This is a genomic window from Aquibium pacificum (genome assembly GCF_040839445.1).
Classification (GTDB): domain Bacteria; phylum Pseudomonadota; class Alphaproteobacteria; order Rhizobiales; family Rhizobiaceae; genus Aquibium; species Aquibium pacificus.
In genome coordinates this window covers 624,120-649,750 of record NZ_JBDPGJ010000001.1, presented here as the reverse complement: position 1 = coordinate 649,750, position 25,631 = coordinate 624,120, and the positions used below count along the sequence as shown (strand labels likewise).

General features: G+C 64.4%; 26 protein-coding genes and 1 pseudogene. 16 read left to right on the top strand and 11 right to left on the bottom strand.

What is annotated here, in order from left to right:
• Positions 1 to 137: 137 nt before the first annotated feature.
• Positions 138 to 1,577, top strand: a complete 1,440-nt coding sequence (locus ABGN05_RS03165; protein ID WP_367952533.1) for an adenylate/guanylate cyclase domain-containing protein — start codon at positions 138 to 140, stop codon at positions 1,575 to 1,577.
• Between the two features lie 13 nt (positions 1,578 to 1,590).
• On the opposite strand, the gene ABGN05_RS03160 is transcribed toward ABGN05_RS03165, so the two are convergent.
• Together ABGN05_RS03160 and leuA are read right to left on the bottom strand one after the other, a co-directional pair.
• A complete protein-coding gene (locus ABGN05_RS03160) occupies positions 1,591 to 2,352 on the bottom strand; it encodes an alpha/beta fold hydrolase (RefSeq protein ID WP_367952532.1) in 762 nt (253 codons plus the stop codon).
• A gap of 36 nt (positions 2,353 to 2,388) precedes the next feature.
• On the bottom strand, positions 2,389 to 4,059 hold the full coding sequence (leuA, locus tag ABGN05_RS03155; protein ID WP_367953134.1) for a 2-isopropylmalate synthase: 1,671 nt from the start codon (positions 4,057 to 4,059) through the stop codon (positions 2,389 to 2,391).
• Between the two features lie 491 nt (positions 4,060 to 4,550).
• Here leuA and ABGN05_RS03150 point away from each other — a divergent pair, with 491 nt between their 5' ends.
• From ABGN05_RS03150 to ABGN05_RS03110, 9 genes are all read left to right on the top strand, one after another.
• Positions 4,551 to 4,808 carry a type II toxin-antitoxin system Phd/YefM family antitoxin gene (locus ABGN05_RS03150; protein ID WP_367952531.1) on the top strand — a complete coding sequence of 86 codons (258 nt, stop codon included), beginning with the start codon at positions 4,551 to 4,553 and terminating at the stop codon, positions 4,806 to 4,808.
• Positions 4,805 to 5,188, top strand: coding sequence for a type II toxin-antitoxin system VapC family toxin (locus tag ABGN05_RS03145; RefSeq protein ID WP_367952530.1), 384 nt, complete (start codon positions 4,805 to 4,807; stop codon positions 5,186 to 5,188). The genes ABGN05_RS03150 and ABGN05_RS03145 overlap by 4 nt, the downstream gene beginning before the upstream one ends.
• A 79-nt stretch (positions 5,189 to 5,267) precedes the next feature.
• Positions 5,268 to 6,062 (top strand): 3-oxoadipate enol-lactonase, encoded by a 795-nt coding sequence (gene pcaD / locus ABGN05_RS03140; protein ID WP_367952529.1) that lies wholly within the window; start codon positions 5,268 to 5,270, stop codon positions 6,060 to 6,062.
• Between the two features lie 46 nt (positions 6,063 to 6,108).
• The gene (locus ABGN05_RS03135; RefSeq protein ID WP_367952528.1) at positions 6,109 to 8,211 is read left to right on the top strand and encodes a 3-hydroxyacyl-CoA dehydrogenase NAD-binding domain-containing protein; all 2,103 of its coding nucleotides are present in this window, start codon (positions 6,109 to 6,111) and stop codon (positions 8,209 to 8,211) included.
• 2 nt (positions 8,212 to 8,213) lie between these two features.
• The gene (locus ABGN05_RS03130) at positions 8,214 to 9,908 is read left to right on the top strand and encodes an AMP-binding protein (RefSeq protein WP_367952527.1); all 1,695 of its coding nucleotides are present in this window, start codon (positions 8,214 to 8,216) and stop codon (positions 9,906 to 9,908) included.
• Positions 9,909 to 9,926: 18 nt separating this feature from the next.
• Entirely contained in the window at positions 9,927 to 11,108 is a 1,182-nt protein-coding gene (locus ABGN05_RS03125) for an acetyl-CoA C-acyltransferase (protein WP_367952526.1), read from the top strand.
• A 55-nt stretch (positions 11,109 to 11,163) separates the two neighbouring features.
• Positions 11,164 to 12,366, top strand: coding sequence for a pimeloyl-CoA dehydrogenase large subunit (gene pimC, locus ABGN05_RS03120; RefSeq protein WP_367952525.1), 1,203 nt, complete (start codon positions 11,164 to 11,166; stop codon positions 12,364 to 12,366).
• Positions 12,367 to 12,407: 41 nt separating this feature from the next.
• Complete coding sequence (locus ABGN05_RS03115) at positions 12,408 to 13,562, top strand: acyl-CoA dehydrogenase family protein (RefSeq protein ID WP_367952524.1); 1,155 nt, start codon at positions 12,408 to 12,410, stop codon at positions 13,560 to 13,562.
• A gap of 77 nt (positions 13,563 to 13,639) precedes the next feature.
• Positions 13,640 to 14,506 (top strand): DMT family transporter, encoded by an 867-nt coding sequence (locus ABGN05_RS03110; protein WP_367952523.1) that lies wholly within the window; start codon positions 13,640 to 13,642, stop codon positions 14,504 to 14,506.
• 24 nt (positions 14,507 to 14,530) lie between these two features.
• Here the strand turns inward: ABGN05_RS03110 and ABGN05_RS03105 are convergent, their stop codons facing one another.
• A complete protein-coding gene (locus ABGN05_RS03105; protein ID WP_367952522.1) occupies positions 14,531 to 14,878 on the bottom strand; it encodes an ArsR/SmtB family transcription factor in 348 nt (115 codons plus the stop codon).
• Between the two features lie 84 nt (positions 14,879 to 14,962).
• Between ABGN05_RS03105 and ABGN05_RS03100 the strand changes: the two genes are divergently transcribed.
• The 5 genes from ABGN05_RS03100 (at position 14,963) to ABGN05_RS03080 (ending at position 19,007) form a co-directional block, all read left to right on the top strand.
• Complete coding sequence (locus tag ABGN05_RS03100; RefSeq protein WP_367952521.1) at positions 14,963 to 15,385, top strand: YeeE/YedE family protein; 423 nt, start codon at positions 14,963 to 14,965, stop codon at positions 15,383 to 15,385.
• Between the two features lies 1 nt (position 15,386).
• Entirely contained in the window at positions 15,387 to 15,824 is a 438-nt protein-coding gene (locus tag ABGN05_RS03095) for a DUF6691 family protein (RefSeq protein ID WP_367952520.1), read from the top strand.
• Positions 15,825 to 15,850: 26 nt separating this feature from the next.
• Positions 15,851 to 16,747, top strand: coding sequence for an MBL fold metallo-hydrolase (locus tag ABGN05_RS03090; protein WP_367952519.1), 897 nt, complete (start codon positions 15,851 to 15,853; stop codon positions 16,745 to 16,747).
• Between the two features lie 58 nt (positions 16,748 to 16,805).
• Positions 16,806 to 17,141: a protein tyrosine phosphatase family protein gene (locus tag ABGN05_RS03085; protein WP_367952518.1), complete on the top strand. Its 336-nt coding sequence runs from the start codon at positions 16,806 to 16,808 to the stop codon at positions 17,139 to 17,141.
• Between the two features lie 99 nt (positions 17,142 to 17,240).
• Entirely contained in the window at positions 17,241 to 19,007 is a 1,767-nt protein-coding gene (locus tag ABGN05_RS03080; protein ID WP_367952517.1) for a SulP family inorganic anion transporter, read from the top strand.
• On the opposite strand, the gene ABGN05_RS03075 is transcribed toward ABGN05_RS03080, so the two are convergent.
• From ABGN05_RS03075 to ABGN05_RS03060, 4 genes are all read right to left on the bottom strand, one after another.
• Positions 19,001 to 20,323 carry a TRAP transporter large permease gene (locus ABGN05_RS03075; protein WP_367952516.1) on the bottom strand — a complete coding sequence of 441 codons (1,323 nt, stop codon included), beginning with the start codon at positions 20,321 to 20,323 and terminating at the stop codon, positions 19,001 to 19,003. The genes ABGN05_RS03080 and ABGN05_RS03075 overlap by 7 nt on opposite strands.
• Entirely contained in the window at positions 20,320 to 20,850 is a 531-nt protein-coding gene (locus ABGN05_RS03070) for a TRAP transporter small permease (protein ID WP_367952515.1), read from the bottom strand. Before ABGN05_RS03070 ends, ABGN05_RS03075 begins: the two co-directional genes overlap by 4 nt.
• A 273-nt stretch (positions 20,851 to 21,123) precedes the next feature.
• A complete protein-coding gene (locus tag ABGN05_RS03065) occupies positions 21,124 to 22,173 on the bottom strand; it encodes a TRAP transporter substrate-binding protein (RefSeq protein ID WP_367952514.1) in 1,050 nt (349 codons plus the stop codon).
• Between the two features lie 166 nt (positions 22,174 to 22,339).
• Positions 22,340 to 22,792 carry an Lrp/AsnC family transcriptional regulator gene (locus ABGN05_RS03060; RefSeq protein WP_367952513.1) on the bottom strand — a complete coding sequence of 151 codons (453 nt, stop codon included), beginning with the start codon at positions 22,790 to 22,792 and terminating at the stop codon, positions 22,340 to 22,342.
• 156 nt (positions 22,793 to 22,948) lie between these two features.
• On the opposite strand from ABGN05_RS03060, the gene hppD reads away from it, so the two are divergent.
• Positions 22,949 to 24,061, top strand: coding sequence for a 4-hydroxyphenylpyruvate dioxygenase (gene hppD / locus ABGN05_RS03055; RefSeq protein ID WP_367953133.1), 1,113 nt, complete (start codon positions 22,949 to 22,951; stop codon positions 24,059 to 24,061).
• A gap of 67 nt (positions 24,062 to 24,128) precedes the next feature.
• Here the strand turns inward: hppD and ABGN05_RS03050 are convergent, their stop codons facing one another.
• From ABGN05_RS03050 to ABGN05_RS03035, 4 genes and pseudogenes are all read right to left on the bottom strand, one after another.
• Positions 24,129 to 24,449 (bottom strand): BrnA antitoxin family protein, encoded by a 321-nt coding sequence (locus ABGN05_RS03050; RefSeq protein ID WP_367952512.1) that lies wholly within the window; start codon positions 24,447 to 24,449, stop codon positions 24,129 to 24,131.
• Positions 24,442 to 24,708: pseudogene (locus ABGN05_RS03045) on the bottom strand (BrnT family toxin). Before ABGN05_RS03045 ends, ABGN05_RS03050 begins: the two are co-directional and overlap by 8 nt.
• 47 nt (positions 24,709 to 24,755) lie before the next feature.
• The gene (locus ABGN05_RS03040) at positions 24,756 to 25,310 is read right to left on the bottom strand and encodes a DinB family protein (RefSeq protein WP_373695880.1); all 555 of its coding nucleotides are present in this window, start codon (positions 25,308 to 25,310) and stop codon (positions 24,756 to 24,758) included.
• A gap of 7 nt (positions 25,311 to 25,317) precedes the next feature.
• Positions 25,318 to 25,611: a hypothetical protein gene (locus ABGN05_RS03035; protein ID WP_367952510.1), complete on the bottom strand. Its 294-nt coding sequence runs from the start codon at positions 25,609 to 25,611 to the stop codon at positions 25,318 to 25,320.
• Positions 25,612 to 25,631: the final 20 nt, after the last annotated feature.

The window sequence follows — 25,631 nt, the reverse complement described above, 5'->3', positions numbered from 1 at the left end:
TGGATGGTTTATAAAACGTTAACACAGAGTTGCACGCGAACAAAAGGCGAATTTCGGCCGCCGCGCTGGCACTCCGTTTGCATCGCGCGAACGAAACAATATCTTTGCCGGATAGACCTCTTGGCTGGATGGACGGAATGGCCCTTGCGGAACGCGTTGGATCGGCGATCGCGACGCGTAGGGCGCGGCGCCGTGCGAATTTTCCGCAGCTGCTGGACGAGACCTTCCGCGGCCATGAGCGGGAGGGCCGCCGCCTCCAGCTTCGTGGCCGGACGTGGTCGCTCGCCGCCATGCTCGTCGTGCTGGGGATCGTAGCGCCTTATCCGGAGGCTTTCTATTACCAGGCCCTGATCCTGTTCTTCATATCGACCGGGTTCCTTCCCTCTCTGCTGGAGCGCTTGGGCCGGCTGCAACGGTGGCATCTGTATCTCTTCGTCGCGGTGGATTTCGCGCTTCTCACCTTTGCGGTCATCTACCCGAACCCGCTCGCGCCGGAGAACCTGCCGCCGCAGATGACGCTGCATTTCGACACCTCGCTCTACCTTTTCCTGCTGCTGGCTGGCCTCGCCTTCGCCGACAACCCGCGTCTTGTCCTGTGGGGCGGCTTCGTCGGCGCGCTAAGCTGGACAATTGGTGTCGGCTGGCTTGCGGGGCTTCCCGACAGTGTCGTGATATGGCCGGGAAATGGCGATATCGGCCTCAACGACGTCGTCACCCGCATGCGCCTCATGGCCAATCCGACCACCGTCGATCTGAGCGTCCTCTTCCAGACGGTCGTCATCTTCGCCATCGTCGCCATGATCATGGCGGGTGGTGTCGGGCGCTCGCGCCGGCTGGTCTGGCGCTATGCCGTCATCGAGCGCCAGCGGCTCAACCTGGCACGCTACTTCCCGCCGTCCACGGTCGACCAGTTGGCGCGGCAGGACGAGCCGCTCCAGCAGATCAGGGAACTGAAGGCGGCGATCATCTTCGCCGACCTCGTCGGCTTCACGCGATGGGCGGAGCGCCACACGCCGGCGCAGACGATCTCCCTCCTGCGCGAGGTCCACGCGCTTCTCGAAGAGGCAGTCTTCCGACACGGCGGCACGCTCGACAAGTTTATCGGCGATGGCGTCATGGCGACCTTCGGAACGCCGGAGCCGAGGCCGGACGATTCCCTCAATGCCATGGCCTGCGTGAAGGCCATCCTGGAGGATGTCACCGCACTCAACGCGCGCCGCCTCGCACGCGGCGAGGAAGCCGTCCAGATCGCGCTCGGGGTGCACTACGGCCCCGTCGTGGTCGGCAACATCGGAACCGAGCGGCGGCTGGAACTCGGGGTCATCGGCGACACTGTCAACGTCGCGAGCCGGCTCGAGGAACTCACGCGGGTGATCGGGCGTATGGCGGTGGTGAGCGATCAGCTGGTCGCCGACATAAAGGAAAGACGGCCGGACGCCGCGGACGCGATGCTCGAGGACTTCGTGTTCCTTGGGGCCAATCATCTGGAAGGGCGGCGGCAGGACATCGCAGTCTGGGCGAGCAAGCAGACGCTGGTAGCCTCGGAGAGCCGCGCCAGATGGGCGCGTTCGGCATAGTCGGAAGCGACCCCTACGAACGCACCGCCTTGCGTATGGCGCGCACGACCGTTTCCCGCGCTTCTTCAAGGAGCATATGTCCCTTCCCCGGCAAGGTCTCCAGCGACAGGTTCGTGGGCAGCCCCGCCGTCTGCGAATACGGCAGGACCGTGTCCTCCGTACCCCAGACCACCCGCACCGGCATGGCGAGCGATGCCAATGAATCGCGCGGAATCTCCCCCTGCCGGTCTCCCTTGGTGATCAGGGCGGCAATCTCGATCAGCTTCTCGCGCTGACCCGCGACACCGCGGGTGGCGACCAGTCCCGCGACGTACTTCGTCGGCATGGTGAAACCCGGCGCCGACATCTCGTCCATGCAGGCCCGCAGATCGTCCGCGTTGGTGGCCGCCGCATAACGCCTGAGAAGGTCGAAGTTGATTTCCGGGCCGAAACCGCCCGGCGCGAGCAGCGTCAGCGACGCGACCGTCTCCGGCGACCGGAGCGCGGCAAGGACCGCGATGGCGCCGCCCATCGAGTGCCCGACCAGGTGGGCCCGCGCGATGCCGCGGGCACCGAGATCGGCGAGGACCGCCTTGGCGGCGACGTGCGCCGGCCCGGCCCCCGGGTAGCCGAGCGAGCGGCCGTGTCCGGGGAGATCATATGCCAGCACGCGGGCGACCGGCGCGAGCGCGGGCTGGATGTCGTACCAGACGTCGTGATGCCCGCCGAAGCCGTGCAGGAGAACGACCGTTTCCAGGCCTTTCCCCTGTACGCGCGCGTGGATGTCGCCACTCATCCTTCCCCCCGGATCATGCGCGAGGATACCGTCCCGTCACCGCATCGCAAGGATGCGGTTAGCCGCCGAAACGATCGCCTCGAGCGAAGCCGCCACGATGTTGGTGTTGATGCCCGCCCCGAACAGCTTTCCATCCGGATGCTCGACCTCCATGTAGCTGATGGCGGCCGCGTTGGAACCGCGCTGCATGGAATGCTCGGAATAATCGAGCACGGTCATCGGAATGCCGATGTGGCGCGAAAGGGCGTCGACGAAGCCGTCGATCGGCCCCGTGCCGGAGCCGGTGATCGTCACCTCCCGGCCACCGTCGGTGATCGTCGCTTCCACGATGCGACGGCCCTTGGCCGAGGTGTCTGGATAGGTGTGATGATCGAGGAACTTCAGCCGCGCGCCGGGCTGATCGACGTAGCGGTCGATGAAGCGTTCGTGGATGCGCTTCGACGACAGTTCCTTGCCTTCGGCGTCGGTGACCGCCTGGATGTCCTTGGAGAACTCGATCTGCAGGTTGCGCGGCAGGTTGAGCCCGTAGTCCGCCTGCATGATGTAGGCGATGCCGCCCTTGCCCGACTGCGAGTTAATGCGGATGATCGCCTCGTAGGTGCGGCCGACGTCCTGCGGGTCGATCGGCAGGTAGGGAACCTCCCAGAGCTCCTTGTTGGCCTTCGCCTTTGCCTTCATGCCCTTGTTGATGGCGTCCTGGTGCGAGCCAGAGAAGGCGGTGTAGACCAGTTCGCCTACATAGGGATGGCGTTCCGGGATCTTCATCTGGTTCGAATACTCGTACACCTCCTTCATACGGGTGATGTCCGAACAGTCGAGTTCCGGGTCGACGCCCTGGGTGTACATGTTCAACGCCAGCGTCACGATGTCGACGTTGCCGGTGCGCTCTCCATTGCCGAACAGCGTGCCCTCGACCCGGTCGGCGCCGGCCATCAGCCCCAGTTCGGTCGCGGCGATCCCGGTGCCGCGGTCATTGTGCGGATGCAGCGAGACGATCAGGCTGTCGCGGTTGTCGAGGTTGCGGCACATCCACTCGATCTGGTCGGCATAGATGTTGGGCGTCGACATCTCGACGGTGGCCGGCAGGTTGAAGATCAGCTTGTTGCGGGGAGTCGGCTTCACGATCTCGGCGACCGCGTTGCAGATCTCCAGCGCGACTTCGAGCTCGGTCCCGGTGAAGCTTTCAGGCGAATACTCGAAGCGGTAGCCGCCGCCCGACTTGGCCGCCATGTCGGTGATCATCTTGGCTGCGTCGGTAGCGATCCGTTTGATCCCGGCGACGTCCTTCTCGAACACCACGCGCCGCTGCAACTCGCTCGTGGAGTTGTAGAAATGGACGATGGGCGTCTTCGAGCCCTCGAGCGCCTCAAAGGTGCGGGTGATCAGTTCGGGGCGGCACTGCACCAACACCTGCAGATCGACCTCGTCGAGAACGTTGCCTTCCTCGATGCACCAGCGGGCGAAGTCGAAGTCGGTCTGCGAGGCCGAGGGGAAGCCGATCTCGATCTCACGAAAACCCATGTCGAGCAGCAGGGCGAACATGCGCGCCTTGCGGTCGTGCCCCATCGGGTCGACTAGTGCCTGGTTGCCGTCGCGCAGGTCGACCGAGCACCAGATCGGCGCCTTCTCGATGCGCTTCGACGGCCATGTGCGGTCGGCGAGGTTCACCTGCGGATAGGCATGGTATTTGCGCGGCGCGTCGGGCATGCCGCCATGGGGCGGCTCGTGGGTCGGAATCGCCTTCCCGGCGGTCGCAAAGGTCTCGGGCTTGTTCATCGTCGTCTCTCCCGCGCTGCCGGATTCGCAAAACGGCGCGCTCATCTAACGGATTGGCTGAATGGGCACTTCGGGAGCATGGCGCATCGGCGTCACATCGATCGCCGGGCGCTCCCTTTCAGCGGACCCGGCGATCGCCGATAAGGCCGAGAAGAAGGAGAGCCGAGGAAAGCGCGCGCAGCGTCTCGCCGGCGAAGTGCCGGTAATCGGATCGGGCTGCGATGTCGCGCGGACTGGACATGCGCGGCGGTATACCGGAGCCGGAGGAGAGAGGCAAGCCGGGATGATGGACGAACAACGCCGAGACTTGATCTCAGCAGAGGCCGGACTTCCGCGCCGTATCAACGGATACCATTGGGGTGGTGAATTGACCTGGACCATGTGATGGTCCATCTATGGTAGAGTAATCAATTGGGACGATCATGAAGATAACGATCACCGAGGCAAAGGCACACCTGACGGAACTGGTCCGGCGAGCCGAGGCTGGCGAGGAGGTGATCCTCACCCGCCGCGGACAGGCCGCAGTGCGTCTCGTGGCCGCCACGCCGGCATCATCTGCGCGGACCCGCCGGGTGCTCATGGAAAGCGTGAGGAAGTCTGGCGGAAGCAAGGCCATGCCGGGACCGGACGCCGCGAGGAGCCAGGATTTTCTCTACGACGACGACGGGTTGCCGGTTTGATCGCGGTCGACACATCCGCGCTGATGGCGATCGTGCTGGATGAACCATCGGCGGAAGCGTGCATGGCCGCACTCGAGACGGACGATGCGCTCCTTATCTCCGCTGGTACCGTCGCGGAAGCGTTGAGCGTTGCGGAAAGGCGCGGCGTCGGTGAGGAGATGATCGAACTCATCGGCGGCATGGGTTTCGAAGTTGCCGGCGTCACCCTGGCGGACGCGCACCGGGTTGCCGGGGCGTACCGGCGCTGGGGAAAGGGAGTACATCCCGCCTCACTAAACTTCGGCGATTGCTTCGCCTACGCGCTGGCGCATCAGCAGGACTGTCCCTTGCTCTATGTCGGTCGGGACTTCGCTGCTACGGATGTCCAGTCGGCGCTCTGATCGCCGTTTCCTGATCCACCGGGCCACTTGCACTCCGCAACATACTCGGTAGTATGTCGGTTGCAAGGGAGGAGTATCCATGACGTTTGCGCGGGTGAACGGCGTCGTTCTGCATTTCGAGGATCGCGGCGAAAAGGCCATGCCGACGCTGGTCTTTGCCAACTCTCTGGGCACCGATTTCCGCATCTGGGATGCAGTGCTCAGCCTGCTGGGCAATCGCTTCCGCTTCATCCGCTACGACAAGCGTGGCCACGGCCTCTCCGAGGCGACGCCGGCGCCCTATACGTTGGACGATCATGTCTCCGATCTGGAATCGCTGCTGGAGCATCTCGGCGTAACCTCATGTGCCGTCGTCGGATTGTCCGTCGGCGGGATGATCAGCCAGGGCCTCGCGGCCAGGCGGCCGGACCTCGTCAAGGCGATGATCCTGATGGACACCGCCCACAGGATCGGCACCGCGGAGATGTGGAACCAGCGCATCGAAGGCGTCGTCAGGAACGGGATCGCATCGCTTGCCGACGGAATCATGCTTCGCTGGTTCACCCCCGCCTATCGCACACCGGAAAACCCCGACTTCGTCGGCTATACCGCCATGCTGACGCGCACCACCGTCGACGGCTATGCCGGCACCTGTGCGGCGCTGCGCGACGCGGACCTCACGGAAAGCACCAAGGCGCTGAAATTGCCCGTGCTGGCGATGGTCGGCGACCAGGACGGCTCGACGCCGCCCGAACTGGTGCGTTCGACTGCCGACCTCATCCGGGGTGCCGAATTCCGCATCATCCCCGACGCCGGCCACCTGCCCTGCATCGAGCAGCCGCAGGCGGTCGTCAACCTTATGTCGAACTTCCTGAAGCAAGTGCGTTTTTCCTGAGAAGCCCGCCCGAGGGGTTCACTCGTTCCACCTGGAGAGCAGCATCATGACCGATTACGTGACCGTGAGTCGCGATGGAGACATCGCCATCGTCACGCTCGACAACCCGCCGGTGAACTCGCTGAGCCATCACCTGAGGAAGCCGCTGAACGAAGCGCTGCTGAAGCTGCGCGACGACGCTTCCGTGAGGGGCGTAGTGCTGGCCTGCGCCGGACGGACCTTCGTCGCGGGCGCCGATATCACGGAGTTCGGCACGCCGAAGGCCACCGCGTCGCCGAACCTCCGCGAACTGATCGTGACGCTGGAAAGCTTCGCCAAGCCCACGATGGCGGCGATCCACGGGACCGCCTTCGGCGGCGGCCTTGAACTCGCCATGGGCTGTCATTTCCGCGTCGCCGACCCGAACGCGAAATTCGGGCTGCCGGAGGTGAAGCTCGGCATCCTGCCCGGCGCCGGCGGCACCGTGCGCCTGCCGCGCCTGATAGGGCCGGAGAAGGCGCTGAAAGTCATCGTATCCGGCAATCCGATCGGCGCGAAGGAAGCGCTCGCCGAAGGTCTCGTCGAGGCGATCTATGAGAGCGACCTCGTTGCCAACGCGGTGAAATTCGTCCGCGAGAAGGCATCTTCCGACGCGCCGCTGATTGCGGTGCGCGACCGTGAGGACAGAATCGCGTCCGCAAGGGCCGATCTTCCCGGCTTCGAGGCCAAGGCCGCCGAACTCCTGAAGAAGTCGCGCGGCCTCGACGCGCCGAAGCGCTGTGTCGACGCGGTGCGCAATTCGGTGACCATGCCGTTCGACGAGGCGCTGACCACGGAGCGAAAGTACTTCGTCGAACTGGTCGAGGGCGATCAGTCGAGGGCGCAGCGGCACCTGTTCTTCGCCCAGCGCGAGGCGGCGAAAGTCGCGGGCGTCGGACCGGACGTGAAGCCGCGCCAGGTGAAACGGGCAGGCATCATCGGCGCCGGCACCATGGGCGGCGGCATTGCCATGTCCTTCCTCAACGGCGGCATTCCAGTCACCATCCTGGAAATGACCCAGGAAGCCCTCGACCGCGGCACGGCCAACATGGCGAAGAACTACGACATTTCGGTCAGGCGCGGCTCGCTGACCGAGGAGGCGAAGGCGAAGCGCATGGGCCTCCTGAAAGGCACCACGGACTATGCCGATCTCGGCGACTGCGACCTGATCGTCGAGGCCGTCTTCGAGGAGATGGCGGTCAAGAAGGAGGTTTTCGGCAACCTGGACAGGGTGGCGAAAGCCGGCGCCATCCTCGCCTCCAACACTTCCTATCTCGACGTGAACGAGATCGCCGCCTCGACAAGCCGTCCGTCCGATGTGCTCGGTCTGCATTTCTTCTCGCCGGCCAACGTGATGAAACTGCTCGAGATCGTGCGCGGGGAGAAGACCGCGCCGGACGTGCTTGCCACCGCGCTTGACGTCGCCAAGCGCATCGCCAAGGTGCCGGTGGTCGTCGGTGTCTGCCACGGCTTCGTCGGCAACCGCATGCTCGCCGCGCGCTCGGCCGAACTGGAAGACCTGCTGCTCGAAGGCGCGACGCCGCAGCAGGTCGATAAGGTCTTCACCGACTTCGGCTGGCCGATGGGTCCCTTCGCCATGGGCGACCTCGCCGGCCTCGATATCGGCTGGCGCAACCGAAAGTCCCTCGGCAAGACCGCCGCGATCGGCGACGCGCTGTGCGAACAAGGCCGCTTCGGGCAGAAGACCGGCAAGGGCTACTACATCTACGAAGCCGGTTCCCGCACACCAAAACCCGATCCTGAAGTCGAGGCACTGATCGAGGAAAAGGCGCGCGAAAAAGGCGTCAACCGGCGCGAGATCTCGGCGGACGAGATTGCCGAGCGCACCATGTATCCGATGGTCAACGAGGGCGCGAAGATCCTGGAAGAGGGCATCGCGGCGCGCTCGTCCGACGTCGACATCGTCTGGATCAACGGCTACGGCTTCCCCGTCGGCAAGGGCGGCCCGATGTTCTGGGCCGAACTCGAAGGGCTGGGCAGGATCGTCGACCGGCTCGAGTACTGGCACGGTAGGACTGGAAAGGACGTATTCGCCCCCGCACCGCTCCTGAAGCGGGCCGCATCGGAAGGCACTGGCTTCACCGCCCTCCCGAAAGGCAAGGCCGCCTAGCCATGGACCTCGCCGCCGCTCCCTGGCGCGCCGTCTATCCTCCCGGGCTCTCCCCCGCGGTGGAGCTGAAGGGATTCCCCGTCCACGCGATCGTGGACGAGGCGGCGGCGACATGGCCGGACAAGGAGGCTGTGGTCTTCCGCGACCGGCGGATGAGTTTCAGCAATCTGAAGACGGAGGTCGACCGGACGGCTGCGGCGTTCATCTCGTCGGGTATCGGCAGGGGCGATCGCGTCGCACTGCTCCTTCCGAACACGATCTACCACCTGCTGGCCTTCTTCGGCGCGCTTAAGGCCGGTGCGACCGTCGTGCATCTCTCGCCGCTCGATGCACCGCGCACCATTTTGCACAAGCTGTCCGACAGCGGCGCGCGCGTGGTCGTCACGACCAACATGGGCGAACTGGCGACGGGCGCCGCGAAACTCGTTGCGGCGGGTCTGATCGACCGGCTGATCGTGGGCGAGGACGAGGCCTTCGGTCCCTCCCCACTGACAGGTCCGATGCCGGAAGCCAGCAATATCAGCACCTTCCGCCAATTCCTGGAATCCGGCTCGCAAGGATCCGAATCGGTTTCCGAAGCCCTTGATTCATTTCCCGAAGTCGGCCTCGACGACCTCGCCCTGCTGCAATACACCGGCGGCACCACCGGCATGCCCAAGGGCGCGATGCTGACCCACCGCAATATCTCGACCTCGATCCAAAGCTATGATTTGTGGTCGGACGGCTTCGGCAGCATGCGCCGGGGCCGCGAGCGGGTGCTGCTCTTCCTGCCGCTCTTCCACATCTACGGCCTGTCGACGGTCATGCTGCGCTGCGTCCTGAACGGTCATACGATCCTGCTCCACACGCGCTTCGACCCGCACACGGCACTGGCCGAGATCGAGGCCGGCGCCACCATCTTCCCAGGCGTGCCGACCATGTGGATCGCCATCGCGGCAACACCCGGCTTCGAGAAGCGCGACTATTCCTCCCTGCACAATTGCGGTTCGGGCGGCGCGCCGCTGCCGGTCGAGATTGCGCGCCGGCTGAAGGCGGCGACTGGACACGACCTGCTCGGCGGTTGGGGCATGACGGAGACCTCGCCCGCCGGCACCAACATCCCGCCCACGCGCCCCGACAAGGTCGGCACGATCGGTGTCCCACTGCCCGGCATCTGGATGGACGTGGTGGCGCTGGACGATCCTGCCCGCGTGCTGCCGCAGGGCGAAACGGGCGAACTGCGCATCTTCGGGCCGAACGTGACGTCCGGCTACCTGAACCGCGACGAGGAAAACCGCGCTTCGTTCTCGAACGGAGGGTTCCTGACCGGCGACATCGGCTTCATGGACGAGGAAGGCTTCTTCACCATCGTCGACCGGAAGAAGGACATGATCATCTCCGGCGGCTTCAACGTCTATCCGCAGTTGATCGAACAGATGATCTACGAGCATCCGGACGTCGAGGAGGTGCTGGTGATCGGGATACCCGACGCCTATCGCGGCGAGGCTGCGAAGGCCTTCGTGAAACTCAGGGCGGGCGCGGCGCAACTGACGCTGGACCGGTTGCGGGCGTTCCTCAAGGACCGTCTCGGTCGGCATGAAATGCCGGCGGCGCTGGAGATCCGCGACGCGCTGCCGCGCACGCCGGTCGGAAAACTGTCGAAACTCGAACTCAAGCAGGAAGAGGAGGCGCGGCGCACGACTGCCCGCGCGTCCTGATCGAACAGGGAGAACACAATGGCTGAGGCCGTCATCGTATCCACCGCCCGCACGCCGATCGGCAAAGCCTATCGCGGCGCGTTCAACGACACCGATGGACATGCGCTCGGCGCGCATGCCATCCGCAACGCGCTCACCCGCTCTGGGCTCGACGCCGGCGAGATCGAGGACGTGATCATGGGCTGCGCCATGCAGGAAGGCACCACGGGCCTCAACGTGGCGCGGCGGGCGCTGCTGTCGGCCGGCTTTCCGGTGACAGTGGCCGGCACCACCATCGACCGCCAGTGCTCGTCCGGACTGCAGTCGATGGCGCTGCTGGCCAACGCGATCCGCAACGACGGCGTCAAGGCCGGCATCGCCGGCGGACTGGAATCGATCAGCCTCGTCCAGAACGACCACCGCAACACGTTCCATCTCTTCGACAAGGCGCTGAGCGGCCCCGCGGCCGATGTCTACATGCCGATGATCGATACGGCCGAGAACGTTGCGAACCGCTACGGCATTTCGCGCGAGGCACAGGACGCCTACGGGCTCCAGTCGCAGAAGCGCGTCGCCGCCGCCCGCGAGGCCGGACGCTTCGACGCCGAAATCGCGCCGATTTCGGTACGCATGGCCGTCGTCGACAGGGAGACCAAGGAAGTCAGCTACAAGGACGTGACGCTCGCCCACGACGAGGGGCCGCGTCCGGATACGACCGCGGAGGGCCTGGCCGGCCTGAAGCCGGTGCGCGAGGGCGGCTTCATCACCGCCGGCAATGCCAGCCAGCTTTCCGACGGAGCGTCCGCCAGCGTCATGATGGATGCGAAGGAGGCGGAGAAGCGCGGACTGGAGCCGCTTGGCATATTCCGCGGCTTCAACGTCGCAGGCTGCGAGCCCGACGAGATGGGCATCGGCCCGGTCTTCGCCGTGCCGCGCCTGCTCGAGCGTCATGGACTGAAGGTCGACGACATCGGGCTGTGGGAATTGAACGAGGCCTTCGCGGTGCAGGTCATCTACTGTCGCGACAGGCTCGGCATCGATCCAGAGAAGCTGAACGTCAACGGCGGCGCCATCGCGGTCGGCCATCCCTACGGCATGTCGGGTTCGCGCCTCGCCGGCCATGCGCTGATCGAGGGCAAGCGTCGCGGCGTGAAGTATGCCGTGGTGACGATGTGCATCGGCGGCGGCATGGGCGCGGCGGGGCTTTTGGAGATCAACTGAGACAAGGGCATTCGACCTTCTTCCCGCGAACGGGAAGAAGGAGAGGAGGAAAGACATGGACCTTCGCTTCACCGACGAGGAACGCGCCTTTCGCGAGGAGGTGCGCGCATTCTTCCGCGACAACGTGCCGGAGGAGACCCGCACCAAGATGGACGACGGCGAGCATCTGGAGAAGGATGACTTCGTGCGCTGGACCCGCATCCTGAACGCGCATGGATGGGGCGTGCCGCACTGGCCGGTTGAATATGGCGGCACCGGCTGGGATCCGATGCGGCAGTACATCTATCTGGAGGAGTTGCAGAAGTATCCGGCGCCGCAGCCCCTGCCATTCGGCGTCAACATGGTCGGCCCGGTCATCTACACCTTCGGATCGGAGGAGCAGAAGAAGCGCTTCCTGCCGCGCATCGCCAACCTGGACGACTGGTGGTGCCAGGGCTTTTCCGAGCCGGGCGCCGGCTCCGACCTCGCCTCGCTGAAGACGCGCGCAGTGCGCGAAGGCGATCACTACGTCGTCAACGGCCAGAAGACCTGGACGACGCTGGCGCAGTACGCCGACTGGATCTTCTGCCTGGTTCGCACCGACACCAAGGCGAAGAAGCAGGAGGGGATCTCCTTCCTGCTGATCGACATTAAGACGCCCGGCATCGAGGTGCGCCCGATCGTCACCATCGACGGCGGCCGCGAGATCAACGAGGTCTTCCTCACCGACGTGAAGGTGCCGGTCGAAAACCTCGTCGGGCAGGAGAACAAGGGCTGGGATTACGCAAAATTCCTGCTCGGCAACGAGCGCACGAACATCGCGCGCATCGGCATGTCGAAGCAGCGCATCGCCCGCATCCGGGAACTGGCGGGCAAGGAGATGTCGAGCGGGCGCCCCCTGATCGAGGACGAGCGGTTCCGCGAGAAACTCGCCGCGATCGAGATCGACCTCAAGGCACTCGAATTGACGCAGTTGCGCGTCGTGGCGGCCGATGCCAAGCGCGGCAACACCGGCAGGCCCGACCCCGCCTCCTCGATCCTGAAGATCAAGGGTTCGGAGATCCAGCAGGCGACCACTCATCTCCTGATGGAGGTCATGGGCCCCTATGCGGTACCATATATCCCCGAACACGACGACCGCTGGAACGAGCCTTCAGAGGTGCCTGACTACGCGCCGAGCGCCGCGCCGAACTACTTCAACTTCCGCAAGGTCTCGATCTATGGCGGCTCGAACGAGATCCAGAAGAACATTATCGCCAAGGCGGTGCTGGGGCTTTGAGCCCGGCAGCCTGAAAATCGACGAGTGACGGGGGCACATCCATGGACTTTGACCTCACCGAAGAACAATCGATCCTCAAGGATTCGCTCGACCGGCTGCTCGCCGACACCTACGCCTTCGAGGAGCGCAAGCGCCACATGGCGTCGGCGGAAGGCTGGAGCGCGGAGGCCTGGAATCGCTACGCCGAAATGGGCCTGATGGCGCTGCCCTTCGCGGAGGAGGACGGCGGCATCGGCGGCGGCCCGGTCGAGACCATGATCGTGATGGAAGCGCTCGGCAAAGCGCTGGCGCTGGAGCCGTATTTCGCGACCGTGATCCTCGGCGGCGGCTTCCTGCGCCTGGGCGGGTCAGCAGAACAGAGATCGGAACTCGTTTCGGGGGTCGCGGACGGATCAGTGAAACTCGCCTTCGCTCATACCGAGCGCAATTCGCGCTTCGACCTGGTCCGTGTCGAGACGACAGCACGGAAGGACGGCGACGGGTGGGTGCTTTCGGGATCGAAGAGTGTCGTGCTCCACGGCGACTGCGCCGACCGTATCTTCGTTACCGCCCGGACCGGCGGAGAGGCGGACGACGAAACCGGCATCGGCATCTTCCTGGTCGATGCGAATGCGGAAGGGGTCTCGCGTCGCGGCTATGCCACGCAGGACGGGCTGCGCGCGGCCGAACTGACGCTGGAGAATGTCCGCGTTCCGGCCGAGGCGGTCTATGGCGATCCGTCGGACGCGCTGCCGCTGGTGCGCCGCGTGGTGGACCAGGCGATCGCCGCGCTGTCGGCCGAAGCCGTGGGCGTCATGTCGGCCATGCACGCGCTGACCGTCGACTACATGAAGGTGCGAAAGCAGTTCGGCGTTCCGATCGGTGCCTTCCAGGTGCTCCAGCACAAGGCCGTCGACATGTATGTCGCAATCGAGCAGGCACGTTCCATCACGCTCTACGCGACGATGATGGCGGATTCCGACGACGCGGCGGAGCGCGCCAAGGCGATGCACGCGGCCAAGGCCGAGATCGGTCGGGGCGGACGCCTCGTTGGCGAGAACGCCATTCAGATCCACGGCGGCGTCGGCATGACGATGGAGTATGCCGTCGGCCACTACTTCAAGCGCATGACCATGATCGACGTCGCCTTCGGCAACACCGACCACCACATGCGCGCGCTTGCGCGGGCCGGCGGGTTGTTTAGCGCAGCTGCTTGAAACACGCGGAATCGCTCCTGACGCTGTGCTGTCAGGAGGACGGCGTTACTGTCGCCAAAGGCTGTCCGGAGGCAGACTTGGCGATCACCGAAACAACGGCGGGCGATTGGCGGACGGGTACGTTCCTGGTGATCGCGTCCGCTGCGTTCTTCGGTCTCACCGGCGTGCTCACCAAGTCCATCTCCGCCGACGCGTGGACGATCGCGTGCTGGCGCGGTCTCGTCGGCGCCTTCGTGATCTCCGGCTACGTCGCCTGGAGGTCGGGCGGGACGGGTCTGCGGCAAGCATTCTCCCTGAAACCGCCCGTGCTGCTGCTCGCGGCAGTGGGCGCCGTTGCCAGCCTCGCCTTCATCGCGGCCTTCAAGAATACCTACGTCGCGAACGTGACGATCATCTATGCGACCGCTCCCTTCGCGGCTGCATTTCTCGGGTATGTCGTGACCCGGGAAGGTGTCCGCCGGCGCACGATGCTCGCCGCCTGCGTCTGCCTGTGCGGCGTATCGATCATCGTCGCGGGCAGCCTCGGCTCGATCAACCTCGTCGGTGACGGCCTGGCGCTGGCGATGACCTGGCTTTCGGCGCTCTACATGGTGCTGATACGGCGATTCCGGGACGCTCCCGTCGTCTGGGCGGGCGCACTGTCGGGCTTTATGGTCTTCGCCTGCGCGTGGGCGTTCACCGATCCGACCGCCGTTGGAATAACCGATGGACTGCTCGTCCTCGCGTTCGGCTTCACCTTCGCCTCGGCCCTGATCCTGTGGACGGAGGGCACCCGGTTCATCTCCGCTGCCGATTCGGGTCTCATCGGATCGGCGGAAATCCCGTTCGCCATCTTCTTTGCCATGCTGCTGATCGGTGAGATCCCGCCCGCCGCAACCGTTTCCGGAGGCATTCTGGTGCTTGCAGGGGTCATGTATGGCTCGCGTCGGCGAGAGCGGGGCTGAAAGGATCCGCAGGTCGCGCCTGCATCACGCATCGGCTTCCGCGGGCACCCTTTCTCGGCTTCGCAGGATGGCCGGCTCGCAATAGAGCCCGTACAGCGTCTGCAGCACCTCGGCGACCTCCTGCGAGGCGACGCGGTAATGGATCTCGCGGCCCTGCCTGCGGGTCGTGACGAGCTTCGACAGGCGCAGCTTGGCGAGCTGCTGCGAGAGCGCCGACTGGGACATGCCGACGGCATCAGCCAGCGGCTGCACCGCCATCTCGCCATTGAGCAGATTGCACAGGATCATCAACCGGTTCTTGTTGGCGAGCGCCGACAGCAGCTCCGCTGCCTGTTCGGCAGAGGCATCGAGCTTTTCGAGATCCATCTGCATTCGAACATCCCTTGAACATGTGAATACCTTGTCATATGTAGCGAACCATACGCGTTTCGCAACCTTCCGGATGAAGGAATCGCAATGACCGAATTCACCCCCTGGCTCTCGCTTTCGGGAGGTCTGCTCATAGGCCTCTCCGCCGTGCTCCTGATGGCGCTGCATGGCCGGATTGCCGGCATGACGGCAATCCTGGCCGGGGTCATCCCTCCCTTTCCCTCTGACTGGGCCTGGCGCGCGGCCTTCCTGGCCGGCGCAATCGTCGCTCCGCTGGCCTGGCTAGCCGCCGGCAACGAGATCGCGTTCGCGGTTCCGCTTTCCACGCCGACCCTTGTCATCGGCGGACTGATCGTCGGCATCGGCGTGACGTACGGATCGGGCTGCACGAGCGGCCACGGGGTGTGCGGCATGGCGCGCCTGTCGCGGCGCTCGATCGTCGCGACGCTCGTCTTCATGGCGTTCTCGATCGCCACCGTCTACGTCATGCGCCACGTCGTGGGGGCCTGAGATGAAGAAGGTCCTTTCCGCCTTCCTGATCGGCGGCATCTTCGGGCTCGGCATCGCGATCTCGGGCATGGCGAACCCCGCCAAGGTGCTGAACTTCTTCGATGTCGCCGGCACATGGGATCCCAGCCTGCTCTTCGTCATGGGCGGGGCGCTGCTCGTCACCGCGATCGGCTATCGGATCGTGTTTGGAGCACGCAGGCAACCGGTCTTCGAATCACAGTATGCGCTTCCGGGAACCACCGGCATCGACGCTCAGCTCGTCGGCGGCTCCGCGATCTTCGGTATTGGCTGGGGTATCTCCGGCTTCTGCCCCGGCGGCGCCATTCCCGCCCTTGGCCTTGGTCACCCCGAGACCCCGATCTTCATAGCTTCGATGATCGTTGGGATCATGATCGCACGCGCATTGAAAGCGCGAGCGGCGCGTCCGGCCGCGGCCTGAACGGAACAAAGCGAAGGAGATACACAATGACCTCTTCCCTCCCCTTCACCCCGGATACCTCGGTCAAGCCGGACGTACGCGGCTTCTTCGATCCTGCGACGAACACGGTGTCCTACATCGTCAAGGATCCGGCCTCCGACGCCTGCGCGGTGATCGATTCCGTCATGGACATCGACTATGCCGCCGGCCGCATCACCTACGACCATGCCGACGAGATCATCGGGCACATCCAAAGCAATGGCTGGAAGCTCGAATGGATCATCGAGACGCATGTCCATGCCGACCACCTGTCGGCCGCGCCCTACATCCAGCAGAAGCTCGGCGGTAGGCTCGGCATCGGCGAGAACATCACCATCGTGCAGGACACCTTCGGCAAGATCTTCAACGAAGGCACCGAGTTCCAGCGCGACGGCTCGCAGTTCGACCGCCTGTTCAAGGACGGCGACAGCTACACCATCGGCACCATGACCGCCTACGCCATGCATACGCCCGGCCACACGCCTGCCTGCATGACGCATGTCATCGGCGATGCGGCCTTCGTAGGCGACACGCTGTTCATGCCCGACGGCGGCTCGGCGCGCGCCGACTTCCCCGGCGGCGACGCTCACGTGCTTTACCGCTCGATCAGGCGGGTGCTGTCGCTGCCGCCGGAGACCCGGCTCTTCATCTGCCACGATTACGGGCCGAACGGCCGTGACATCAAGTGGGAGACGACGGTCGCCGACGAACGCGCCCACAACATCCATGTCCGCGACGGGGTCTCGGAGGAGGAGTTCGTCAAGATGCGCGAGGAACGCGACAAGACGCTCGCGATGCCGAAGCTCATCATCCCGTCGCTCCAGGTCAACATGCGCGCCGGGCGCTTGCCACCCAGGGACGAAGACGGCAAGACGTTCCTGAAGGTACCCGTCAACGGACTTTGAGCAACGACGCCGGAGGCTTACCACCGGCGCCTGGAACACCACTCACGAGGACAGCGCAATGGAATTCCGCAAGATCAACGACGACATCGCCGTATCACCCCAGATCGGCGCCGAAGACGTCCGGGCGATCGCCGATGCCGGCTTCAGGAGCATCGTGTGCAACCGCCCCGATACCGAAGATGGCGCGGTCCCGCATGACCGGGTCGAAGCCGCGGCGAAGGCCGCAGGCCTGGAGTTCCGTTTCATTCCTGTGGTCAGCGGTGCGATCAACGAACAGAACGTGCGGGATATGGCGGCGGCGCTGAAGAGTCTTCGGGCGCCGGTGCTCGCCTATTGCCGCACGGGCGGGCGCTGCATGAACCTCTACGGTCTCGTGCAGCAGACCAGCGCCTGACGGCAGCCGCCGCAAGGCGAAACCGAGAATCACGACGTGCCGACGTGCGCCCTTGAGGGCGCACGAACGCACATGGCTGTTCAGTAAAGGGGATGCACGATGGCCCGGGCGGGGCAACGGAACCGGAGCACGCTGAAGCGCTACCTGCCGATCCTGGAGTGGGGCAGCGCCTACGATCGCGATACGCTGGCGAACGACCTGCTGGCGGCCCTCATCGTGACGATCATGCTCATCCCGCAGTCGCTGGCATACGCCCTGCTCGCCGGCCTGCCTCCCGAGATAGGGCTCTATGCGTCGATCCTCCCTCTGGTCGCCTATGCGGTTTTCGGCACCAGCCGCGCGCTGGCCGTCGGCCCCGTCGCGGTGGTCTCGCTGATGACGGCGGCGGCCGTCGGCGGCATCGCGGAGCAGGGAACGGCCGGCTACGTCGTTGCCGCCATCACGCTGGCATTCCTGTCCGGCTTGTTCCTGCTGCTGATGGGCGTCTTCCGTCTCGGATTCCTGGCCAATCTGCTCTCGCATCCGATCGTGGCAGGCTTCATCACCGCGTCCGGCCTGATCATTGCCGCAAGCCAGCTGAAGCACATCCTGGGAACCGGCGCGGGAGGACACAGCCTTCTGGAACTCGGCATCTCGCTCGTCGAGACGATCGGTGAGACGAATCCGATCACGCTGGCCATCGGCCTCGCCTCCCTCGCCTTCCTCTTCTGGGTCCGGAAGGGCCTGAAGCCGCTGCTGCTGCGGTCGGGCCTTGGGCCGCGCGTTGCCGACGTCCTGACCAAGTCTGGACCGGTCGCAGCGGTGGCGGTCACCACGCTCTCCGCATGGGCCTTCGACCTCGGTGAAAAGGGCGTGAAGCTGGTGGGCGGAGTGCCGCAGGGGCTGCCGCCGCTGACGATGCCTTCCTTCGCGCCGGACCTGATCTGGAGCCTGGCCGGACCCGCGGCGCTGATCTCGTTGATCGGCTTCGTCGAGTCGGTGTCGGTCGCGCAGACCCTCGCCGCGCGAAAGCGCCAGCGCATCGATCCGGATCAGGAACTGATCGGGCTCGGCGCCTCGAACGTCGCCGCGGCCTTCACCGGCGGTTATCCCGTCACCGGCGGTTTCGCGCGATCGGTCGTCAACTTCGACGCCGGCGCCGAGACGCCTGCGGCCGGCGCCTTCACCGCCGTCGGACTCGCGCTGGCCACGCTGCTCCTGACGCCGCTGCTCGCCTACCTGCCGCAGGCTACGCTAGCCGCCACCATCATCGTCGCGGTGCTGTCGCTGATCGATCTCTCGATCCTGCGCAAGACATGGATCTACTCGAAGGCCGACTTCATCGCCGTCGCCGCCACGATCCTGTCGACGCTGGCGCTCGGCGTGGAGATCGGCGTGGTGACCGGCGTCGTCCTGTCCATCCTGATCCACCTCTACCGAACTTCGAAGCCGCACATGGCGGTCATCGGCCGCGTGCCTGGCACGGAGCACTACCGGAACGTGCTTCGCCACGAGGTCGCGACGGTGCCGGGCGTGATTTCGCTGCGCGTCGACGAAAGCCTCTATTTCGCCAATGCGCGCTATCTGGAGGACTATCTCTACGACCTCGTCGCATCACGCGCGGAAGTCCGCGACGTCGTGCTCGCCTGCCCGGCGGTGAACCTGATCGACATGAGCGCACTGGAGTCGCTCGAGGCGATCAACCATCGCCTGAAGGACATGGGGGTCAGGCTTCACCTGTCGGAAGTGAAGGGTCCGGTGATGGACGCGCTGAAGCGGACGGATTTCCTGTCCCATCTCTCCGGAAAGGTCTTCCTCTCGCACCACATGGCGATGTGCGAACTCGCCGGCGGCCCGGAGCGTTCAGAGGCCATTGCGGCTCAGTAGAGCCATCGCAGCAGGAAAAGCGAGATCGGCGGGAAGATCACCAGGATCGTAGTGCGCACGAGATCGGTGATGACGAACGGCGTCACCCCGCGATAGGTCGCGGAGATCGGCGTATCCTTCGCCATCGAGTTGATGACGAACAGGTTCATGCCCACCGGCGGCGTGATCAGGCCGACTTCCACCACGATCAGGACGATGATGCCGAACCAGATCGCGAACTCCTCGGGATTGAGGCCGTAGTCGAGTGCACTGACGATCGGGAAGAAGATCGGGATGGTCAGCAGGATCATGGACAGCGAGTCCATCACGCAGCCGAGCAGCAGGTAGAGGATGAGGATCACGGTGAGCACGATCCACGGGTTGAAGCCCGATTCGACGATCATCGCGGCGATTTCCTGCGGCACCTGCGACAGCGCCAGGAACCCGTTGTAGATCGAGGCGCCGAAGACGATGAAGAAGATCATCGCCGTCGCGACCGCCGTTGCCAGCACCGAATCGATGAACGTGCGCCACGTGAGACCGCCGTTCACCAGAGCGATGATACCGGTGCCGGCCGCGCCGATGGCCGCACCCTCGGTCGGCGTGAACCAGCCGAAATAGATGCCTCCCACGACGAGGAAGAAGACCACGAGCACCGGCCATACGTCGAAGAGCGCCTTGAAGCGCTCGCTGTACGGTGCGCGCGGGCTGCTGCCGGCCGAAGCGGGATAGAGGCGGACATAGATGGAGATCGCGATCATGTAGCCGATCGCCGCGAGGATGCCCGGGACGAACGCCGAGAGAAAGAGCTTGGCGATGTTCTGTTCGGCGAGGATGGCGTAGATCACCAGCACGACGGACGGCGGAATGAGGATGCCGAGCGTGCCGCCTGCGGCAAGCGTGCCGGTCGCCAGCGAGCCTGAGTAGCCGTAGCGCCTCAATTCCGGCAGCGCGACCTGCGCCATCGTCGCCGCCGTCGCGAGCGACGAGCCGCAGATGGCACCGAATCCCGCGCATGCGCCGATCGCCGCCATTGCGACGCCACCCTTGCGGTGCCCGAGCCAGGTATTGGCGGCGCGGAAGAGCGATTGCGACATGCCCCCCAGACCGGCGAACTGGCCCATGAGCAGGAACAGCGGGATGATGGAGAGCGAGTGGCTGGAGAAGGTCGAGTAGGTCTCCGCCTTCAGCTTGGCCAGGATCGGGTTCCATGTGCCGAGCACCAGCCATGTTCCCACCATCCCGCACAGGAGCATGGCCAGGCCGATCGGAAGCCGCAGGAAGATCAGGATCAGCAGGATCGGGAAGGAGGCGATGCCGATGTCGAGACTGGTCAATGCATGCCCCCACTAGTCGGCGCGAAGAAGGACCGGCCGGTGCGAACTTCCTGGATGCGCATCCATGTCATGTACAGGGACACGATCACGACTGCGACGGCGCCGACCATCGCCGCGGCGAAGCCCCACCAGACCGGATACTGCAGGATGAACGTGGTCTCGCCGTAGCGGATCTTGTCCGTCATGCCTGCCCAGAGCCGCCAGGCGATGACGATGAAGACGATCGTCATCAGCATCTCGGAGATCAGGTCGATCCAGCGATTGGCGCCCTCGGGCAGGTAACTGGTGAAGAGGTCTACCGTCGCGTGGCCGCGGTTCAGTTGGCACCACGGAAGGAAGGCGAACACTGCGAAGCCCGTGCCGGCTTCGACCAGTTCGAAGTCGCCGGGGATCGGGCCCAGCCCGGCCCAGATCATCGAGCGGCCGGCGATGCTGACGGCGGTCATCACGGTGATCAGCACGAGCACGACGCCACCGAGGATTGCCATGAGACGCGCCAGGGCGCTGACGAACCCGTGCAAGCTCATTCCAGACCTCCCCACCCTTCTTCTTGGCCGCGCACGCTAGCTTCTGACCGTTCGCCGGACAAGCACATTCGCGGCATTTTTGCTATGTATGATAACAATTTTACGCGTGAACCGATCCTGGATGGCACAAGAAAGTTTGTCATGCAACGACAGGCGCTGGCAATGGACCGTGGACCGGATTCATCACCGATCCGCGCCCATCGCGGTGCCCCGACATGACTTGGGGCAGGCATCGCTGCCTGCCCCGGCCCTCGGGATGCGGATCGAATCGCCTTACTTGGCGGTGTACTTGTCGATGAGAGCGCGCGCTTCGTCGATCAGCGCCTGGCCGTCGATGCCTTTGGCTTCCATCTCCTTGACCCAGTTCGCATAGACCGGCTGGGCGGCTTCCCGCCAGCGGGCGACCTCAGCCTCCTCCAGCGTGATGATGTTGTTGCCGTGATCGACGGCGATCTGGCGAGCCGGGCCGTCGGCGCTCGCCTGGGTGCTCCCCGCGAATGCGGAAAACTCCTGCCCGGAATTGTCGTCGATCACCTTCTTGAGGTCATCCGGAAGGCCCTCGTAGCGGTCCTTGTTCATCGCCAGCACGAACGCGGTCGTATACAGCGCATGGTCGCCGCCAAACTCGGTGTGATTGTTGACGAGTTCCGGTACCTTCAGCGCGGTCGTGACTTCCCACGGGATCACGGCGCCGTCGATGACGCCCTTGGAGAGCGCTTCCGTCACGGCGGGCACCGGCAGGCCCACGGCCGTCGCCCCGAGCTCGCCGAGAAGGCCCGTGATGATGCGGGTCGGCGCGCGCAGCTTCAGGCCATTCATGTCCTCGAGCTTGGCCACCGGGGTCTTGGAATGGATCATTCCCGGGCCATGGACCCAGGTTCCGACGATGTGGACGTCCTTGAAATCGGCGTCCTTCATCTCCTTCTCGAAGAGATCCCAATAGGCGCGCGACGTAGCGTCGGCATTGGTCATCATGAAGGGCAGTTCGAACACTTCGGCGCGAGGGAAGCGGCCCGGCGTGTAGCCGACCACGGTCCACACGACGTCGACCGTACCGTCGATCGCCTGGTCCATCAGCTGCGGCGGCGTGCCACCGAGCTGCATCGAGGGATAGCGCTCGACCTTGATCCGGCCGTTGGAATCGGCCTCGACGTCGTCGGCCCACTTGTCCAGCACCAGCTTCGGCACGTTCGCCTGCGCCGGCAGGAACTGGTGCAGTCTCAGCGTCACCTCCTGCGCGACGCCGGCTGCGGTGCTGGAAAGCCACGACGCGGCGGCGACTGCGCCGGCAAGCGCCAGCGACTTGATGGATAGGGTCTTCATTCTTTTCCTCCCATTGGATCAGCGATCTCGACCGTGGCGAGTATCGGCGAAAACCGGCAAGCGGTCGAGGCGTATCCTGATCCAAAAACGCGTAACAATAAAGCGCCAAGGAAGCTTTTTCTCGTAACATGTGTCTGCGAATGGGCGAGACCATGTGGGGGCCGGGCTAGACCGGGAGCCCGCCGTTTTCCTTCAGCGTCTCCAGAACGATGGCCGTCTTCACGTGCTGTACCGATTCATGCGGCAGAAGCACGCCGTTGACGAATTCGGACAGGGACTTCAAGTCCGGAGTGACGACCTTCACGACGTAGTCCATCTCCCCCGTCAAGGCGTGCGCCTCCTGCACCTCGGGCAGGCGCGACAGGAGGTCGGCGAAGCGGCGGGCGTTGTCGCGGTTGTGCGTGGCAAGCGTGACCGAGATGATGTTGACCAGCGGAAAACCCATCTTCTCCCGGTCCAGAACCGCCCGGTAACCGCGGATGTAACCCTCTTCCTCGAGCCTCAGGCGGCGCCTTGAGCATTGCGAGGGCGAAAGGTTCACGCGCTCGCTCAAGTCGTTGTTGGTCAGCCGCGCATCCGCCTGCAACAGAGACAGTATCTTGCGATCGAACTGGTCCATCTAGTCACCCTCGCGCATCTATGCGCCTCTTCGTGCGTGTTTCGTGCATCAAGAAGACATGAGCCCGGCCGCTTTGCAAGCCTCTTGCATCCGAAACGGCGTAGGATGCGTTGACATCCAATGCCGCCGCCGCGGCCACGTTCCAGGAGGCTTATGATGGGTCCTTTCCCGCACGACGCACCCCCCGCGAAAATCACGGACGAGAACCCCGCCGGCACGGACGGATTCGAGTTCGTCGAGTTCGCCCACCCGGAACCCGCGAAGCTTTCGGAACTGTTCCAGCGCATGGGCTACACACCGGTGGCGAAGCATCGCACGAAGGACATCACGGTCTGGCGCCAGGGCGACATCAACTACGTGGTGAACGCCGAGCCCGGCTCCCACGCCATGCGGTTCGTGGAAGAGCACGGCCCCTGTGCACCGTCCATGGCATGGCGCGCCGTCGATGCGAAACATGCCTTCGAGCACGCGGTTTCGAAAGGCGCGCAGCCATATGAAAACGACGATAAGGCGCTCGACGTGCCGGCGATCGTCGGCATCGGCGGCTCGCTGCTCTACTTCGTCGACAAGTACGGCGACAAGGGTTCCGCCTACGACGCGGAGTTCGAATGGCTCGGCGCGCGCGATCTCAGGCCGGAAGGTGTCGGCTTCTATTTCCTCGACCACCTGACCCATAACGTCTATCGCGGCAACATGGACAAGTGGTGGGCCTTCTACCGCGAACTCTTCGGCTTCAGGCAGATCCATTATTTCGACATCGACGGCCGCATCACGGGGCTTGTCAGCCGCGCCATCACCTCGCCTTGCGGCAAGATCCGCATCCCGCTCAACGAATCCAAGGACGACACGAGCCAGATCGAAGAATACCTCAGGAAATACAAGGGCGAAGGAATCCAGCACATCGCGGTTGGCACCGACGGCATCTACGACGCCACCGACCGTTTGGCGGCGAACGGCCTTAAGTTCATGCCCGGCCCGCCCGAGACATACTACGAGATGTCCAAAGAGCGCGTGCAGGGCCACGACGAGCCGATCGAGAAGATGAAGAAGCACGGCATCCTGATCGACGGCGAAGGGGTGGTGAACGGAGGCATGACGAAGATCCTGCTCCAAATCTTCTCCAAGACGGTCATCGGCCCGATCTTCTTCGAGTTCATCCAGCGCAAGGGCGACGAGGGCTTCGGCGAGGGCAATTTCCGAGCGCTGTTCGAGTCCATCGAGGAAGACCAGATCCGTCGCGGCGTGATCAGCAGGGAAGCCGCGGAGTAGTCGTTTTCAAGAACGTCTCGCTAGGTGAAGCCGGCGCCTGGACGCAGGCTTCAGCCTTTGCGAGACATTACTCCGCCAGACCCGCCGCCTTCCGCAGCGCTTCATTCATTCGGCTCTGCCAGCCGCGGCCGCCGGCCCGGAAGCTTTCGACGACTTCGGAGTCGAGTCTCAGCGTCACCTGCTTCTTCGGGTTCTCGGATGGCGGGCGGCCGCGCGAGCGGCGCTCTTCATCCAGAGCCCTGAAGAACTCCGGTGGCAGAACGTCGCGCGCGGGGACGGCGCGTGCGAGTTCTTCATCCGTCAATTCCGGGCTGTCGACTGAATCCCAGTCCGCCCGCGTATACCCACGTCCCTCGACAAACTCCTTGAGGAGCTTTCTTCTAGGCATTCAGGCGCCTCCTTTCCCCGGCACTGGCCTTTCGGAAGCTGATGATGGAAATCGCCTCTCTTCCGAGTTCGGCGTAGATGACCACCGCAACCGTGTCGGACTAACGGCCGACCGCCTTCATACGTCTTCTACCCGCCGGACTCCGCGGCGAAACTTCGACTACCGCATTGGCCCAATCGAAGAACGCGACATTTGCGAAATCGAACCCGTGCTTGTCGATGTTCGCTCGCCGCTTCAAGTCATCCCAGACGATCCGCATTTTGCGTACCTACAAAAAATAAGGCAGTAGCATGAAATTGGCAAGCTCTAACGATCTTCACGATGCTCTGAGATTCCCAGCCGCCCCATCTCTTCCCGCCTAAGGGGCACATCGAAATCCAGGAAGAACTCGTCCAACTGGGGCGGCTCGACCGATGTTCCGGCGAGCATCGCATGCACCTGGCCCCGGTGATGGATGTCGTGGATGAAGAGATGCGCGAGCAAGTCGCAGATGCGCTCAGGAAAACGACCGGCCTCACCGCGGTCGGTGACGACGCGGCGCTCCATGTCGTCATCCGTCAGGCCGTCGCAGAACGTAATCAAATCTTCGTCCCAGCGGCGCTGGGCAGCTTCGAGCTCGGCGGCAACCCCGTAGGGGTTGAACTGCTGGAACGCCGCAGGACCGACACCGCCCTGCTTCAGCGCATCGAGATAGTAGAGATCCACAGCCAAAACGTGGTTCAGCGTCTCGGCGATCGACGGGAAGAAGCTCGTGCGTGGCGCCTCGAACTCGCCCGGTTGCAGCGAGAGCACGGCGCGGTAGAGCCGGTCGTTTGACCAGCGGTTGTTGCGCGCCATCCGGCGCATGTGCCCGGCGAGCATCACCCGCTCAGCCCCCCGGGGTCAGGGCAAGGATGGCGGCAAGCAGCAGGAACCCGAGAACGTTCAGCCCGAGCATCAGGATCATGCGCCGGCGCAGGGCCTGCGTTTCGGCGTCCTGCGCAACCTTCCTGTTCGTTGCGGTGAACGGGATGGCGGCATAGCGCGGCAGGCCAGTGCGGTTGCGGAGTTGCGGCGAGCGTTCCTCGATCCGATAGCTCAGCCGGATAGCCTGGATGAAGACAGCGATCATCGCCACGGCCCACATGCCGGAAGCAATGAAGAACCATGTACCGGACGCCATTTGCATCTCCCGTGCCCGTC

Bases quoted from the DNA above. Each gene is read 5' to 3' on its own strand.
- ABGN05_RS03050 (WP_367952512.1), bottom strand. From the start codon at position 24,449: ATGCCTAGAAGAAAGCTCCTCAAGGAGTTTGTCGAGGGACGTGGGTAT.
- ABGN05_RS03105 (WP_367952522.1), bottom strand. From the start codon at position 14,878: ATGCAGATGGATCTCGAAAAGCTCGATGCCTCTGCCGAACAGGCAGCG.
- ABGN05_RS03070 (WP_367952515.1), bottom strand. From the start codon at position 20,850: ATGAGCTTGCACGGGTTCGTCAGCGCCCTGGCGCGTCTCATGGCAATC.
- ABGN05_RS03130 (WP_367952527.1), top strand. From the start codon at position 8,214: ATGGACCTCGCCGCCGCTCCCTGGCGCGCCGTCTATCCTCCCGGGCTC.
- ABGN05_RS03080 (WP_367952517.1), top strand. From the start codon at position 17,241: ATGGCCCGGGCGGGGCAACGGAACCGGAGCACGCTGAAGCGCTACCTG.
- ABGN05_RS03035 (WP_367952510.1), bottom strand. From the start codon at position 25,611: ATGGCGTCCGGTACATGGTTCTTCATTGCTTCCGGCATGTGGGCCGTG.
- ABGN05_RS03090 (WP_367952519.1), top strand. From the start codon at position 15,851: ATGACCTCTTCCCTCCCCTTCACCCCGGATACCTCGGTCAAGCCGGAC.
- ABGN05_RS03115 (WP_367952524.1), top strand. From the start codon at position 12,408: ATGGACTTTGACCTCACCGAAGAACAATCGATCCTCAAGGATTCGCTC.
- ABGN05_RS03160 (WP_367952532.1), bottom strand. From the start codon at position 2,352: ATGAGTGGCGACATCCACGCGCGCGTACAGGGGAAAGGCCTGGAAACG.
- ABGN05_RS03100 (WP_367952521.1), top strand. From the start codon at position 14,963: ATGACCGAATTCACCCCCTGGCTCTCGCTTTCGGGAGGTCTGCTCATA.
- pimC (WP_367952525.1), top strand. From the start codon at position 11,164: ATGGACCTTCGCTTCACCGACGAGGAACGCGCCTTTCGCGAGGAGGTG.
- ABGN05_RS03085 (WP_367952518.1), top strand. From the start codon at position 16,806: ATGGAATTCCGCAAGATCAACGACGACATCGCCGTATCACCCCAGATC.
- ABGN05_RS03040 (WP_373695880.1), bottom strand. From the start codon at position 25,310: ATGCTCGCCGGGCACATGCGCCGGATGGCGCGCAACAACCGCTGGTCA.
- ABGN05_RS03060 (WP_367952513.1), bottom strand. From the start codon at position 22,792: ATGGACCAGTTCGATCGCAAGATACTGTCTCTGTTGCAGGCGGATGCG.
- ABGN05_RS03125 (WP_367952526.1), top strand. From the start codon at position 9,927: ATGGCTGAGGCCGTCATCGTATCCACCGCCCGCACGCCGATCGGCAAA.
- ABGN05_RS03065 (WP_367952514.1), bottom strand. From the start codon at position 22,173: ATGAAGACCCTATCCATCAAGTCGCTGGCGCTTGCCGGCGCAGTCGCC.
- pcaD (WP_367952529.1), top strand. From the start codon at position 5,268: ATGACGTTTGCGCGGGTGAACGGCGTCGTTCTGCATTTCGAGGATCGC.
- ABGN05_RS03165 (WP_367952533.1), top strand. From the start codon at position 138: ATGGCCCTTGCGGAACGCGTTGGATCGGCGATCGCGACGCGTAGGGCG.
- ABGN05_RS03135 (WP_367952528.1), top strand. From the start codon at position 6,109: ATGACCGATTACGTGACCGTGAGTCGCGATGGAGACATCGCCATCGTC.
- ABGN05_RS03150 (WP_367952531.1), top strand. From the start codon at position 4,551: ATGAAGATAACGATCACCGAGGCAAAGGCACACCTGACGGAACTGGTC.
- leuA (WP_367953134.1), bottom strand. From the start codon at position 4,059: ATGCCCGACGCGCCGCGCAAATACCATGCCTATCCGCAGGTGAACCTC.
- ABGN05_RS03095 (WP_367952520.1), top strand. From the start codon at position 15,387: ATGAAGAAGGTCCTTTCCGCCTTCCTGATCGGCGGCATCTTCGGGCTC.
- hppD (WP_367953133.1), top strand. From the start codon at position 22,949: ATGGGTCCTTTCCCGCACGACGCACCCCCCGCGAAAATCACGGACGAG.